Source organism: Kitasatospora sp. NPDC101108 (assembly GCF_055584725.1).
Genome location: NZ_JBVJLM010000001.1, coordinates 751,523 through 765,151, shown reverse-complemented (window position 1 = coordinate 765,151; position 13,629 = coordinate 751,523). Strand labels below are relative to the sequence as shown.

Here is a 13,629-nt window from a genome sequence, read left to right as displayed (position 1 = left end):
TGGGCTGTTGCTCCGGTCCGCGGCTACCGCGTGAGGTGGCGGGTGATCCGGCTGATCACCTCGTCGGCGTCGACCGGTTTGGTGATGTAGTCGCTCGCGCCCGCGGCCAGGCTCTTCTCCCGGTCGCCGATCATCGCCTTGGCGGTCACCGCGATGATCGGCAGGCCCGCGTGCTCGGGCATCGCGCGGATCGCCGCAGTGGCCGTGTACCCGTCCATCTCGGGCATCATCACATCCATCAGGATGACGTCGATGCCGGGGTGGGCGGTGAGCGACTCCAGCGCGGCGCGTCCGTTCTCGGCCTGGAGGACCCGCATGCCGTGGAGCTCCAGGATGCTGGTGATCGCGTACAGGTTCCGGTCGTCGTCGTCGACCACGAGGGCCGTGCGGCCGGCGAGCGCCGGTTCGGCGTCGGGGCTCCACGAGGGCACCCGCTCCGCGCCGCGCCCCGTCGGGAGCGCCCCGCCGGGGCGGGCGGCGCTCATGTGCAGGGCGATCCGCTCGCGCAACTCGTCGAGACTGGCGATGAGTTCCAGCGGCCGTTCGCCCGGCCGGGAGACCGAGTCCGCCCGTTCGCCGGTGACGCCCCGGTTGTTGTGCGCCAGCACGGGGACGGTGTGCAGGGCCGGGTCGCCCTCCATGTCGGCCAGGAGCGTGCCGGCGGCGCCGTCCGGCAGGTCGAGTTCCAGGACGACGCAGTGGCACGGAGCGGTGGCGAGTGCGGTGGCGGCCTCCTGGGCGCCGACGGCGGTGACGATCTCGACCTGCCGGTGCCCGGCGGAGTAGCGGGCGAGGTCGGCGACGGCGTTCTCCGCGACGAGGGTCAGCAGTCCGTTGGGCCGGCTCTCGACGACGAGGAGTCGCCGTGGCCGTTCGGCGGAGGTGTGGTCGGCGGGACCGGCCTGCTGCTCCGCGGCGGGCCCGGCGGCGGTTCCGGCCGGTGCCTCGGCCGCGGGCGGCAGTTCGCCGCCGGTGACCTCGGAGTGCTCCACGGGGAGGTAGAGGGTGAAGACGGTGCCCCGGCCGAGGGTGCTCTCGACCGTGATGGCGCCACCGAGGAGGAAGGCGATCTCGCGGCTGATGGACAGTCCGAGGCCGGTGCCGCCGTACTTGCGGCTGGTGGTGCCGTCGGCCTGCTGGAAGGCGCCGAAGACGGTCTCCAGGTGCTGGGGCGCGATCCCGATGCCGGTGTCGGTCACGCGGAAGGCGAGCACCGGGCCGCCGCGCCGTACGCCGTCGGGCAGTTCGGCCTCGGTGGCGGGCTCGATGCGCAGCTCGACCTTGCCGTGTTCGGTGAACTTGACGGCGTTGGACAGCAGGTTGCGCAGCACCTGGCGCAGGCGGTAGTCGTCGGTGAGGAGTTCGCCGGGGACGCCGGGCGCCGTGTGGACGGCGAAGGCGAGGTTCTTCTGCCCGGTCATCGGGCGGAAGGTGGCTTCGACGTAGTCGAGCAGCGCGCGCAGCGGCACCGCGTCGACGTTCAGGTCCATCTTGCCGGCCTCGACCTTGGACAGGTCGAGGATGTCGTTGATGAGCTGGAGCAGGTCGGAGCCGGCGGAGTGGATGATGCCGGCGTACTCGACCTGCTTGGCGGTCAGGTTCCTGGTGGGGTTCTGGGCGAGCAACTGGGCCAGGATGAGCAGGCTGTTGAGCGGCGTGCGCAGCTCGTGGCTCATGTTGGCCAGGAACTCCGACTTGTACTTCGAGGCCAGCGACAGCTGGTGGGCGCGGTCCTCCAGTTCCTGGCGGGCCTGCTCGATCTCCAGGTTCTTGGTCTCGATGTCGCGGTTCTGCGTGGCCAGCAGTTCCGCCTTGTGCTCCAACTCGGCGTTGGAGAACTGGAGTTCCTCCTGCCGGGCCTGGAGTTCCTCGGAGCGGGCCTGGAGTTCGGCGGCGAGTCGCTGCGATTCGCCGAGCAGCTCGTCGGTGCGCGCGTTGGCGATGATGGTGTTGACGTTGACGCCGATGGTCTCCATCAGCTGGTCCAGGAAGTCCCGGTGGACCTGGGTGAACGGCTGGACGGAGGCCAGCTCGATGACGCCGAGGACCTGGTCCTCGACGACGATCGGCAGCACCAGCAGGGACAGCGAGTCGGTGCGGCCGAGCCCGGAGGAGGCAGGGAGGTAGCCGGGCGGCAGGGCGTCGACGGCGATGGTGCGGCGACTGCGCGCGGCCTGGCCGACGAAGGACTCGCCCAGGCGGAAGCGGGTGGGGCGCTCGCCGTCGGGGAACGCGTAGGAGCCGACGAGTTGGAGCACCGTCCCGTCCCGGCTGTCCTCGGCCAGGTAGAAGGCGCCGCACTGCGCGCCGACCAGCGGGGCGAGTTCGTCCATCACGGACTCGGCGACGACCGCGAGGTCGCGCCGGCCCTGCATCAGGGCGGAGAAGCGGGCCAGGTTGGTCTTCAGCCAGTCCTGTTCCTCGTTGGCGCGGGTCGTCTCGCGCAGCGACTCCACCATGAAGTTGACGTTGTCCTTGAGGTCGGCGACCTCGCCGGAGGCGTCCACGGTGATCGAGCGGGTGAGGTCGCCGGCCGCGACGGCGCTGGTGACCTCGGCGATCGCCCGGACCTGCCGGGTCAGGTTGCCGGCCAGTTCGTTGACGTTCTCGGTCAGCCGCTTCCAGGTGCCGGACACGCCCTCGACCTTGGCCTGGCCGCCGAGGCGCCCCTCGGTGCCGACCTCGCGGGCGACCCGGGTCACCTCGTCCGCGAACGAGGAGAGCTGGTCGACCATCGTGTTGATGGTCTCCTTCAGCTCCAGGATCTCGCCGCGCGCGGTGACGGTGATCTTCTGCGACAGGTCGCCCTCGGCGACCGCGGTGGCCACCTGGGCGATCGCGCGGACCTGGCCGGTGAGGTTCCCGGCCATGGAGTTGACGGAGTCGGTCAGGTCGCGCCAGGTCCCCGAGACGCCGACGACCCGCGCCTGGCCGCCGAGGATGCCCTCGGTCCCGACCTCGCGGGCCACCCGGGTCACCTCCCCGGCGAACGAGGACAGTTGGTCGACCATCGTGTTGACGGTGTTCTTGAGCTCCAGGATCTCGCCCCGGGCGTCGACCTCGATCTTCTGGGTGAGGTCGCCGCGCGCCACCGCCGTGGTGACCTGGGCGATCCCGCGAACCTGCCAGGTCAGGTTGCCGGCCATCGCGTTGACCGAGTCGGTGAGGTCCGCCCAGGTGCCGGACACCCCGGGTACCTGGGCCTGGCCGCCGAGCCGGCCGTCGGTGCCGACCTCCCGCGCGACGCGCGTCACCTCGGAGGTGAAGTGCGACAGCTGGTCGACCATCCCGTTGAACACCGAGGCGATCTCGCCGAGCAACCCGTGCGCGTCGTCGGGCAGTTTGGTGCTGAAGTCGCCGTCCCGGACGGCCGTCAGGCCGGCCAGCAGTTGCCGCAGCTCGGTCTCGTTGCCCAACGCTGCGGCCGGGCCGATCGCCGGGCGGTGTTGCGAGCCGTTGGACGTGGTCGGGCCAGCCATCGAACGTCGCCTCCGTAGAACGCCGGGGCCGGAGCCCGCATGCGGGTCGTGCGCACCGCCGGGCCCGGCCGGGTGGATCCGGTCGTCGGTCGGGTGCGGTGGGTACCGTGACGGAGGCTACCGCAGCGTCCGCACCACCGGAAACGGCTCTCGGCAGGTCAGCGGGAGCGCGGGGACGGTGGACACGGCGCGGGGCGGGTTTCACGAAAACTTCACGATCCGCGGGCGCATCGATCTTCCGAGCCGGGGTAGCAGGGCCTCGTCGCGCCACCACGGGAAAGGATTCGGATGCCCACGCCCACCGGTGAACTGCTCATCCCCGCCACCACCCCGGACGGGAGGACGCGGGAGCCGCTCCCGGCGGATCCGCCTCAGGCCGGTCCGCACCAGGTCGATCCGCCCCGGCCCGATCTGCACGGGGCCGACCTGCTCCCGGCCGACCTGCCCCGGGGCGCGGACCTGCGGGAGATGGCGCCGGCCGACGCACGGGAACTGACCGGCGTGCTGCTGCGCCGCCTCGCAGGCCTGGAGGAGGGCACGAGGGAGTACTCGTACGTCCGCAACAGCCTGGTGGAGATGAACCTCTCGCTCGTGAGGTTCGCGATCCGCCGCTTCACCTCGCACCGCGAGCCGAAGGAGGACCTCCTCCAGGTGGGCGCGGTCGGTCTGGTGAAGGCCATCGACCGGTTCGACCCGGACCTCGGCGTGGAGTTCAGCACCTTCGCCATGCCGACCGTCCTCGGCGAACTGCGGCGCCACTTCCGCGACACCACCTGGGCCGTGCACGTACCCCGCCGGCTCCAGGAGCTGCGCATCGTGCTGGCCAGGGCCACGGAGAAACTCGCGCAGGACCTCGACCGCGCCCCCACCCCGGCCGAACTCGCCGAGCACCTCTCGCTCCCCGTCGAGGAGGTCGTCGAGGGGCTGACCGCCGCCAACGGGCACACCGCCGGCTCATTGGACCTCGGTGGCGCGGAGGACGAGGACGGCCCCGGCGCGCTGGCCGACCGCCTCGGCGAGGAGGACCGGCGCCTGTCCCGGGTCGAGGACCTGGTGGCGCTCAAGCCGCTGATCGCCGCGCTGCCGGAGCGGGAGCGGCTCATCCTCTCCATGCGCTTCTGCGAGGACATGACGCAGTCCCAGATCGGCGCCCGCCTCGGGCTCTCCCAGATGCACGTCTCCCGGCTGCTGAGCCGCACACTGCGCAAGCTCCGCGAGGGCCTGGACGGCGACTGACTGAGGTGCCGAGGGGCGGTGTTTGGCGCAGCGGCCCCGCCTACGTATGGTCGGAAGGCACGGACATGGAGGGACGGACGATGATGCCATCCGACAACGGCCAGGGCGAAGCGACCCTGGTGACCGCCAGGCCCGGACTCGAAGTGCGCAGCCGCGCCACGGAAACCGGGGCGATGGTGTGCGCGCTGGCCGGGGACCTCGACATCGAGACGCTGGCCTCGGCCGCCGAGAAGCTCACCGAACTGGTCGCGAGGCGCCCGTCCGCGCTGGTCATCGACCTGCGGGAGGTCGACTTCTGCGACTCCTCCGGGCTGAACCTGCTGCTGAGGACGCGCATCGCGGCAGAGAAGGAGGGGCTGCACCTGCGGCTCGCGGCGGTCGCGCCGACGGTGCTGCGGGTGCTGGAACTGACCGGCGCGCGGACGGTGTTCACGATCCACGAATCGGTCGAGGAGGCCCTGAACGCCTGACCGGCCGCCCGACCGTCCGAGGGGCGGGGCGGCGGGCCGGGCGGCGTGGCGGGAGCCCGCCCGGCTACCGGGCGGCGCCGGGGGAGAGGCATAATCCCGGAGCTGCCGGGAAACCGAGCTGCGAGAGTCGTCGATGCGGAAGGGTGCCCTTAGATGACGATGAGCTGGGGAACCCTGGACGGCGACCCGTATCCGGGCGAGCTCGTCCTGCCCGTCGGCGGTCAGCGCAGACGGCTGCCCCTCGCCGGGCTCACCACGCCGGTCGCCCGCGCCAGGGCCCACACCCTCCAGGCGCTCGGCGACTGGTGCGCGTCGTTCCGGGGCCCCGGTGTGGCGGAGGGGATCACCGAGGACGTCGTCCTGGTGGTGGCCGAAATCGTCGGCAACGCGATGCTGCACGGCGGCGGCCCGCTGGAACTGGTCCTCGACCTCTCCCCGGTCCGGCTGCGGATCGAGGTCAGCGACCGCAGCACGGAACTGCCCGCCCCCCGGCAACCGCACCACCCCGCCCTGCCCGGCGGCCACGGACTGTTCATCGTGCAGCGGATCGCCGACCGCTGGGGCGCCGAGCCGCACGCCCAGGGCAAGACCATCTGGGCCGAGTTCGACGCCCCGCCGCTCCAGCTCGACTGACCGGCAGGATCGCCGGCCGCCCATGCCGCGTCGCGGACCCGATCCGTCACCGGCCCAAGGGCCGGGCCGTTCCCTTCTGCGCCTCAATCCCAAAGCGCCCCTTTGATGGCGCCAAAAATTTACTTTTCAACCTTAATATCAATGCCATATCAAGGATTTGATCTACGAATCGCAGGTATGGAAGGCTGCAGTCGGCGCGCCGTTACCGGCAGGTAACTCGGCGTGCCGCTCTCGCGTGTGCGCCCGGGGGGAGCACCGGCGTCACGCGACACGGTCGGAGACCGCACCCGGGGGCATCGCGTGCGGACCGTCCTCCGACCCGGAAGCCCGGAAGGCCGGGAAAACCCGGAAAGCCGGGAAAGCCCGGAAGACTTGGAAAGCGGGGAAGCGCCATGGGCAATGGTGTCGATGTGGCGAGCTTGCAGAGCGAGCTCGAAGACCTCTGGAAGCGCCGGGACGAGGTCCCGCTGCTGTCCGCCGAGGCGGTGGCCGCCGTGGACGCGGCGATCGGCCTGCTGGACACCGGCCGAGTGCGGGTGGCCGAACTGCTGGACGGCGAGGTCGTGGTGCACGAGTGGCTGAAGAACGCGATCCTGCTGCTCTACAAGCAGGCCACGCCGCAGCCGTCGCAGTTCGGCCCCTTCCGGTGCGCCGACAAGATCCCGCTGAAGGGCACGATCGACGGCGTCCAGGTGTCGCCGGGCGCGGTCATCCGGCGGGGCAGCTACCAGGAGCCCGGCGCCGTGGTGATGCCGAGTCACATCGGCATCGGCTCGTACGTCGGCGAGGGCACCCTGGTGGACTCCTGGGTCGGCATCGGCTCCTGCGCCCAGATCGGTCGCAACGTCCACCTGTCCGGGGGAGTCGGACTGGGCGGCATGATCGAGCCCCCCATGGCCAAGCCGGTGGTGATCGAGGACGACGCCTTCATCGGCGCCCGCTCGATGGTCTACAGCGGCGCCCGGGTCGGCGAGGGCGCGCTGCTGGGCGCCGGAGCCCTGCTGACCGACACGATCCCGGTGATCGACGCCGCCACCGGCGAGGAACTCAGCCGGGGCGAGGTGCCGCCGTGGACGGTCGCCGTCCCCGCCAGCCGTCCGCGCGAGTTCGCCGGCGGCACCTTCGGACTGCCCTGCCTGCTGGTCATCAAGCACCTGAAGAAGGGCGAGCGCCACGACAAGGCCAAGCTCAACGAGGCCGTGCGGACCCAGCCGCCCGCCACGCTCACGCTCTGACGGACCCGGCCCGCACCTCCCCGACCGCCCCTTCACGGAAAGCCCACCCCATTGCCCGCCACCGGCATCAGCCCGCTCCTCGACCGTCACCCCGAACTCTCCGGCCTCGCGGCCAAGTTGACGGCCTTCCTGGACACCCACCTGCCCGAACCCGTCCGCGAGGGCGACCCCCGCCCCGACTGGCTCGCCCTGCGCGCCCGGGCCGCCGCCGCCGGGCTCACCGGCATCGACGACACCTTCTCCGCCGGATCGCCCGCCGAGTTCCCCGCCGGGCAGGGCGGGCCCGGCGAACCGCGCGGACGCGTGGCCCAGGGGATGGCCATGTTCCTCGCCGGGCGGCGCGACTGCGACGCCCGCGAGATCTTCAGCACCGGCCACGCCGCGATGCCACTGCGTCACGGCTCGCCCGAGCTCGTCCGCCACACCCGTGAAAAGGTCGTCGGCGCAGGCGGGTTGGCGGGCATCGCGGCCAGCGAGCCGCACTCGGGCTCGGACCTGCGGGGCTTTCGCACCGTCCTGGTCGACCACGGCGACCACTTCACCCTCTCCGGGTCCAAGGGCCTGATCAGTCGGGTCGAGGAGGCCTACGGCTTCGTCGTCTTCTGCAAGCTCGTCGACCGCGCCGACGCCGACCGCACCGACCTGCGCGACGTGCCGCTGTCCGCGGTGTGGGTGCCGGCCGACGCCGCCGGCGTGCTCACCGAGACCACCGACCCGATGGGGATGCGCGGTTGGAGCTTCGGCCACCTGCACTTCGTCGACACCCGTCTGGACAAGGACCTCCTGCTCGGTGAACCCGGCGACGGCCGCCGGATCTTCGACACGCACTTCTCCGCCTGGCGCCTGATGATGTCGCTGGTCTGCCTCGGTGCCGCCGCCGCGGCGATCCAGGAGTCCGCGGCCCGCACCCGCGCCCGCACCGTCGCCCGGATGCCGCTCGCCGCGATCCCGTCCGTCGCCGCCCGCCTGGGCACCGCCGCCGCCGAGGTCGAGGCCGCCACCGCCTGGTGCTTCGCGCTGCTGGAGCGCATCGACCGGGGCGAGACCGACGTCGCCGCCTGTTCCGCGGCCAAGGCCCTGGCCACCGACACCGCCTACCGCGCCGTCGACCTCGCCCTCCAACTGCACGGCAGCGAGGGCTACACCAAGCACACCCCGATGGAGAAGCGCCTGCGGGACATCCGCGGGTTGCGCATCGCCGACGGGCCCAACGACACGCTCTACAGCGTGCTGGCCCACGCTCTGCTGGCCGAGGACCGCCAGGCCGGGGGTACGCAGGCCGGGGACGCACGGCTCCTGGCCGCCCACCGCTGACTCCCCCCGGCCCAGCACACCATCGAACCGAGGCGCAAGGAACCGCCCATGCCACCCACCTCGCCCTTCCGGACCGAAGTCGTCGACATCCTCGACGAGTTGGGCGTCGATCCCGACCGCCCGGCCCTGGTCCACCAGGGACGCACCACCACCGCCGGGGAGTTGCGGGACCTCGTCCACCGGCTGGCCCGCGCCCTGCGCGCCCGCGGCGTCGACCGCCACCACACGGTCACCCTGCTGACCGGCAACCGGCCCGAGGCCATCGCCGCGCGCTACGCCGCCAATCTGGTCGGCTGCCGGACCAACCAGCTCTACCCCAGGCTGCCGGCCGACACCCAGGCCGCCATGGTCCGGGACGTCGAGACGCACACCCTGATCGTCGACCCCGAACACGCCGCCCGCGCCCGCGAGATCGCCGGGCACACGGACGTCGAGGCCGTCCTCGTCCTCGGTCCCGCCCCGGAGGCCACCGACCTGCTGGCCCTCGCCGCCGCCCTGAGCGCCGATCCCTTCACCAGCCGGGCCCGGCCCGGCGACGTCCGTACCATCCGCCACTCCGGCGGCACCACGGGCCACTCCAAGGGCATCTGCATCAGCTACGGCCAGGTCCGCCGTTTCGGCCCGGAGCTGCCCACTGCCGACCCGGCGGGCCCGCCGCGCCTGCTGGTGTGCACCACCATCGCCCACGCCGCGGGCCAGATGACCGACAAGGTGCTGCGGGCCGGCGGCAGCGCGGTGCTCCTCGACGAGTTCGACCCGGCCGCCGTCCTGACCGCCATCGAGCGGGAACGCATCACCGACGTGTTCCTGATGCCCCCGCTGCTCTACCAACTGCTGGACCACCCGCGGTGCGTGGACACCGACACCAGCAGCCTGCGCCGCCTCACCTACGGCGGCTGCCAGGCCTCACCGGCCCGTCTCACCGACGCGCTCCGCCGCTTCGGCCCGGTCCTCGTCCAGCTCTACGGACAGCACGAGGCGGGCATCGTCAGCGTCCTCGACACCGGCGACCACGACCCGGCCCGCCCGCACCTGCTGCGCTCGGTCGGCCGGATCGCCCCCGGCTACCGGATCGCGATCCGCGACGAGCAGGGCCGCGACCTGCCCACCGGCCGGCCCGGCGAGGTGTGCATCGCCTCGGACAGCCTGATGCAGGGCTACTGGAAGCAGCCGGAACTGACCGCGGCCACCCTCAGGGACGGCTGGCTGCGCAGCGGAGACGTCGGGTACCTCGACGACGAGGGCTACCTCTACATCGTCGACCGGCTGAAGGACCTGATCAACACCGGCGCCGGCCACGTCTACACCTCCGAGGTCGAGGACCTGCTCAACTCCCACCCCCAGGTGCACCAGAGCGCGGTCTTCGGCGTCCCCGACGCCAACCGGGTCGAACGCGTCCACGCCGTCGTCGTCCCCGTCCCCGGCACCCGCCCCGACCCGCAGGAGCTGCGCACCCTGGTCCGCACCCGGCGCGGCCCGCTGCACGAGCCCGTCCACGTCGCCTTCCTCGCGGAACTGCCGCTCACCGACGCGGGAAAGCCCGACAAGAAGCTCCTGCGCCACCAGGCGGCCGCGCGGTGACGCGAGGGCGTGTCCTGCGGATCACGCCGGGCGGTCGCCGCCGGTGACGCCGGCCTGCCGGGCCGCCGGGCCCTCGAAGGTGCCCAGAGCTTCGACACCCCGTCGGATCCCGGCGAGCCGGCGGTAGATCCGTTCCGGCGTCAGCGGCAGCGCGCGGAAGCGGACGCCCGTGGCGTCGTGGACGGCGTTCGCCAGCGCCGGGGCCACCGGGTTGATGCAGCTCTCCGCCATCCCCTTCGACCGCAGCGGCCCGAGGGAGTCCGCCGACTCCACCAGGAGCACGTCGGTGCGGGGAACGTCCGCGTAGGCGGGGATGCGGTAGTCGCGGAAGCCGGGGTTGACCATGACGCCGTTCGCGTCGACCTGGTGGTTCTCGGTGAGCACGAAGCCGATGCCCTGGGCGACCCCGCCCTCCACCTGTCCCCGGACCTGGGCGGGGTTGATGACGGTGCCGGCGTCCGTCGCCTGGACGCTGTGGAGGATGCGGACCTCGCCCGTCACGGGGTGGACGGCGACGCGGAACCCCTGGGCGTTGGAGACGACGCTGCGGGGGGAGCCGTACGCCTTGCGGGCGGCGGTGAAGCGGATCCCGCGCGCCCGGGCCAGGGCGACCAGCTCGGCCAGCGACAGGCGCCGGTCGCCGCACACGACGGCGTCGTCGTCCATCGAGCAGAGCACGAGGTGGACGCCGGTGTGGGCGGAGGCGAACTCCAGGATCCGGTCACGCACGGCTCCGGCCGCCCGGAGCACCGCGTTGCCTGCCACGAAGAGGCCCGTGCTCGCGAAGGCGCCGGTGTCGAACCCCGTGCGGTCGGTGTCGGACTGCACCAGCCGGATCCGCGACGGCGTCGTGCCCAGCTGCCCGGCCGCGATCTGGACGTGGGCGGTGCTGGTGCCCTCGCCGAACTCGACCGTGCCCACGGCCAGTTCGTACCGGATGTCGTCGCCGAGGGTGACCCAGGCCTCCGAACTGTGCTCGGTCGTGGGCGCGGTCTCGTGCAGGGAGCCCGCCACGCCGACCCCGACGAGCCATTCCGGGCCGGGTGCGGGCCGGTCGGCCGTACCGGCCAGGGCCTCCGCCACCCGGTCGAGGCACGCGGCGAGCCCGTCCTCGGTGAACTGCACGTCGTCGGGGCCGTCGTGCAGGGCGACCAGCGGATCGCCCGGCCGCACGATGTTGCGCCGTCGCAGTTCGAGCGGATCGAGGTGCAGGGCGCGGGCCAGTTCGTCCATCGCCGACTCCACGGCGAAGGCCGGCTGCGTCATCCCGTAACCGCGCAGTGCCCCACTCGGAACGGTGTTCGTGTAGACGGAGTAGGCGTCGTACCTCTTGTTGGGGCAGCGGTAGAGCATGACGGCGGCGCCGCCCGTGTACAGCGTCTCGCCGCCGTGGTTGCCGTAGGCGCCGGTGTTCGACACGTTGCGGACCTGGAGCGCCGTCAGCGTGCCGTCCGCCTTCGCGCCGAGCCTGACCGTGAGCGTCATCGGATGCCGGGTCGGGGCCGTGGTGAACTCCTCCTCACGGGTGTACTCGAAGCAGACGGGCCGCCCGGTGTCCAGGGCCGCGAGCGCGGCCAGGTCCTCCGAGATCAGCTCCTGCTTGCCGCCGAAGCCGCCGCCCACGCGCTTGCAGAACACCCGCAACCGGTCCGGGCGCAGCGCGAACAGGTGGGCCAGCTTGGTCCTGGCGATCGACGGCGACTGCGAACTGGTGCGGACGTTCAGGCGGCCGTCCTCCAGCCACGCGATCGAACCGTGGGTTTCGAGGTGGGCGTGCTGCACGCGCGGCGAGGAGTACGTGCCCTCGTGGACGACGTCGGCCTCGGCGAAGCCCGCGTCGACGTCGCCGATGCGGGCATGGAGCTCCAGCAGGACGTTGCGCTCGGGGGCGTGGGCGAAGGTGACGTCCGGGCCGTGCAGCCGCGGGGCCCCCTCCGCCATCGCCCGCTCGGGGTCGAACACCGCGGGCAGCACCTCGTACTCGACGGCGACCCGCCGGCAGCCCTCCTCGGCCGCCCCCGGGGTGTCGGCCAGCACCGCGACGACCCGCTGGCCGACGAAACGGACCGTGTCGTCGAGGATGAGGGTGTCGTCCGGGTCGACGAGGTGGTCACCGTGGAGCGCGGTGCTGAAACGCCGGCGCGGCACGTCCTGCCAGCCGTAGACGCGCCGCACGCCCGGGACCGCGAGTGCGGCGCTCCGGTCGATCGAGACGATCCTCGCGTGCGCGTGCGGCGAGCGCAGCACCTTGAGGTGCAGCATGCCGTCGAGACGGGTGTCCATGGTGAACTCGGCGCGGCCGGTGACCACCTCCTCCGCGGCGGGCGCGCCGGCGTTCGTCCCCACGGCCCTTCCCGGCGCGGCCGCCTCGACGCCGACGACGCCCTTCACGGCGTCCTCGATCGCCCGGTATCCGGTGCAACGGCACAGGTTGCCCTTCAACGCCTGCGGCAGGTCCGCCTTCTGGGCCTCGGTGAACGCCGCCGACGTCATGATCATCCCGGCGGTGCAGAAACCGCACTGGAACCCCGGGGCGTCGCGGAAGCGCCGCTGCAGCGGATGCAGGTCGCCGGGTGATCCGAGCCCCTCGATCGTCGTCACCGCACGGTCCTGGGCGCGGAACGCGGGGGTGATGCAGCTGTGGATCGGAGCGCCGTCCAGCCACACCGTGCACGCTCCGCAGTCGCCCGTGTCGCAGCCCTTCTTGACGCCGTGGTGGCCGAGCGAGCGCAGGAAGGTGCGCAGGCACTGGCCGGGGGCCGGCTCGGCGTCGAACCGCCTGCCGTTGACGGTGCAGCTCATACCGGGTTCCCTGCCGTGAGCTCGCGGCGGATCTCCTCGGCGAAGTGGTGCGTCAGGTGCCGGCGGTGGTCGGGCGTCCCGTTAGGGTCCGCGAACCAGAGGCCTCCGGCGGCGGCGTTGATGCTCCGCGCCAGGGTGCGGGCGTCGGGCACGGTGTCGAAGGCGAGCCGCACCGGCCGCGTGGTGCCGGCCGTGACGGTGAGCAGCAGGTCGTCCGTGCCGGGCGTCTGCGTACCGATGAGGAACACCGTCGAACGGCCGAGCCGGGTCGGCGTGAAGTGGCGGTGCGCGGTGCGCTTCCTCAGCGCGCACAGCGGAACGGTGACGCGCCGCAGGATCTCCCCGGGGGCCAGCGCGTTCCGGCGGTCGCCGGTGACGAAGTCGAGCGCGTCGACCACCCGCGCGGACCCGTCCGGAGCCCACAGCTCGTACCTCGCCTCCAGGGCGACCGTCAGGGTGATCATCGGGCCGGCCGGCAGGGACAGGCAGATGTTGCCGCCGACGGTCGCCGCGTTCCACACCTTGAACGAGGACAGGAACGCCTCGCAGCTGCTCGCGAGGAGCCCGCCCGCGGCCCAGTCCGCGGGCGGCACGACGGCGTACAGGTCACGGATCGTGCACGTGGCGCCGATCTCAAGGCCCGCGTCACCGGGTACGAGCGCGTCCCAGCGCAGCGCCGTCAGATCGATCAGGCGGCGCAGGCCCGGCTGCTCCTCGGAGAACAGCCAGGTGCCCCCGGCGAGCCAGGCGTCGCCCTCGCGCCAGAGCGCACCCGGCCGATCGGGCGGGCGCCGCACGACCTCGGTGACGGTGTTGAGATCCACGGGAACCGCTCTCCCTCACGACGGCCGGCGCGCGGCGGACGTCTTCCAACCCTAG

Annotated in this window: 9 protein-coding genes; 6 read left to right on the top strand and 3 right to left on the bottom strand. The window is 72.5% G+C overall.

The window, feature by feature from the left end; translation table 11 throughout:
* Nucleotides 1-23: 23 nt before the first annotated feature.
* Nucleotides 24-3,479 carry a HAMP domain-containing protein gene (locus ACZ6Z8_RS03425; protein ID WP_465605870.1) on the bottom strand — a complete coding sequence of 1,152 codons (3,456 nt, stop codon included), beginning with the start codon at nt 3,477-3,479 and terminating at the stop codon, nt 24-26.
* Between the two features lie 288 nt (nt 3,480-3,767).
* Here ACZ6Z8_RS03425 and ACZ6Z8_RS03420 point away from each other — a divergent pair, with 288 nt between their 5' ends.
* The 6 genes from ACZ6Z8_RS03420 (at nt 3,768) to ACZ6Z8_RS03395 (ending at nt 9,948) form a co-directional block, all read left to right on the top strand.
* Entirely contained in the window at nt 3,768-4,715 is a 948-nt protein-coding gene (locus tag ACZ6Z8_RS03420; RefSeq protein WP_465605868.1) for an RNA polymerase sigma factor SigF, read from the top strand.
* An 80-nt stretch (nt 4,716-4,795) separates the two neighbouring features.
* Nucleotides 4,796-5,185, top strand: coding sequence for an STAS domain-containing protein (locus ACZ6Z8_RS03415; RefSeq protein ID WP_465605866.1), 390 nt, complete (start codon nt 4,796-4,798; stop codon nt 5,183-5,185).
* A 153-nt stretch (nt 5,186-5,338) separates the two neighbouring features.
* Nucleotides 5,339-5,818 carry an ATP-binding protein gene (locus ACZ6Z8_RS03410; protein WP_465605864.1) on the top strand — a complete coding sequence of 160 codons (480 nt, stop codon included), beginning with the start codon at nt 5,339-5,341 and terminating at the stop codon, nt 5,816-5,818.
* A gap of 410 nt (nt 5,819-6,228) precedes the next feature.
* Nucleotides 6,229-7,053, top strand: a complete 825-nt coding sequence (locus tag ACZ6Z8_RS03405) for a 2,3,4,5-tetrahydropyridine-2,6-dicarboxylate N-succinyltransferase (protein ID WP_465605862.1) — start codon at nt 6,229-6,231, stop codon at nt 7,051-7,053.
* Between the two features lie 51 nt (nt 7,054-7,104).
* Nucleotides 7,105-8,367 carry an acyl-CoA dehydrogenase family protein gene (locus tag ACZ6Z8_RS03400; RefSeq protein ID WP_465605860.1) on the top strand — a complete coding sequence of 421 codons (1,263 nt, stop codon included), beginning with the start codon at nt 7,105-7,107 and terminating at the stop codon, nt 8,365-8,367.
* A 48-nt stretch (nt 8,368-8,415) separates the two neighbouring features.
* Nucleotides 8,416-9,948 (top strand): AMP-binding protein, encoded by a 1,533-nt coding sequence (locus tag ACZ6Z8_RS03395; protein ID WP_465605858.1) that lies wholly within the window; start codon nt 8,416-8,418, stop codon nt 9,946-9,948.
* A gap of 21 nt (nt 9,949-9,969) precedes the next feature.
* Here ACZ6Z8_RS03395 and ACZ6Z8_RS03390 read toward each other — a convergent pair whose 3' ends face one another.
* Both ACZ6Z8_RS03390 and ACZ6Z8_RS03385 read right to left on the bottom strand, forming a co-directional pair.
* Nucleotides 9,970-12,750, bottom strand: a complete 2,781-nt coding sequence (locus ACZ6Z8_RS03390) for a molybdopterin-dependent oxidoreductase (protein WP_465605857.1) — start codon at nt 12,748-12,750, stop codon at nt 9,970-9,972.
* The gene (locus ACZ6Z8_RS03385) at nt 12,747-13,574 is read right to left on the bottom strand and encodes an FAD binding domain-containing protein (RefSeq protein ID WP_465605855.1); all 828 of its coding nucleotides are present in this window, start codon (nt 13,572-13,574) and stop codon (nt 12,747-12,749) included. Before ACZ6Z8_RS03385 ends, ACZ6Z8_RS03390 begins: the two co-directional genes overlap by 4 nt.
* Between the last annotated feature and the right edge of the window lie 55 nt (nt 13,575-13,629).

Coding starts and splice junctions, on each gene's coding strand:
- ACZ6Z8_RS03425 (WP_465605870.1), bottom strand. CDS start 3,479: ATGGCTGGCCCGACCACGTCCAACGGCTCGCAACACCGCCCGGCGATC.
- ACZ6Z8_RS03420 (WP_465605868.1), top strand. CDS start 3,768: ATGCCCACGCCCACCGGTGAACTGCTCATCCCCGCCACCACCCCGGAC.
- ACZ6Z8_RS03415 (WP_465605866.1), top strand. CDS start 4,796: ATGATGCCATCCGACAACGGCCAGGGCGAAGCGACCCTGGTGACCGCC.
- ACZ6Z8_RS03410 (WP_465605864.1), top strand. CDS start 5,339: ATGACGATGAGCTGGGGAACCCTGGACGGCGACCCGTATCCGGGCGAG.
- ACZ6Z8_RS03395 (WP_465605858.1), top strand. CDS start 8,416: ATGCCACCCACCTCGCCCTTCCGGACCGAAGTCGTCGACATCCTCGAC.
- ACZ6Z8_RS03390 (WP_465605857.1), bottom strand. CDS start 12,750: ATGAGCTGCACCGTCAACGGCAGGCGGTTCGACGCCGAGCCGGCCCCC.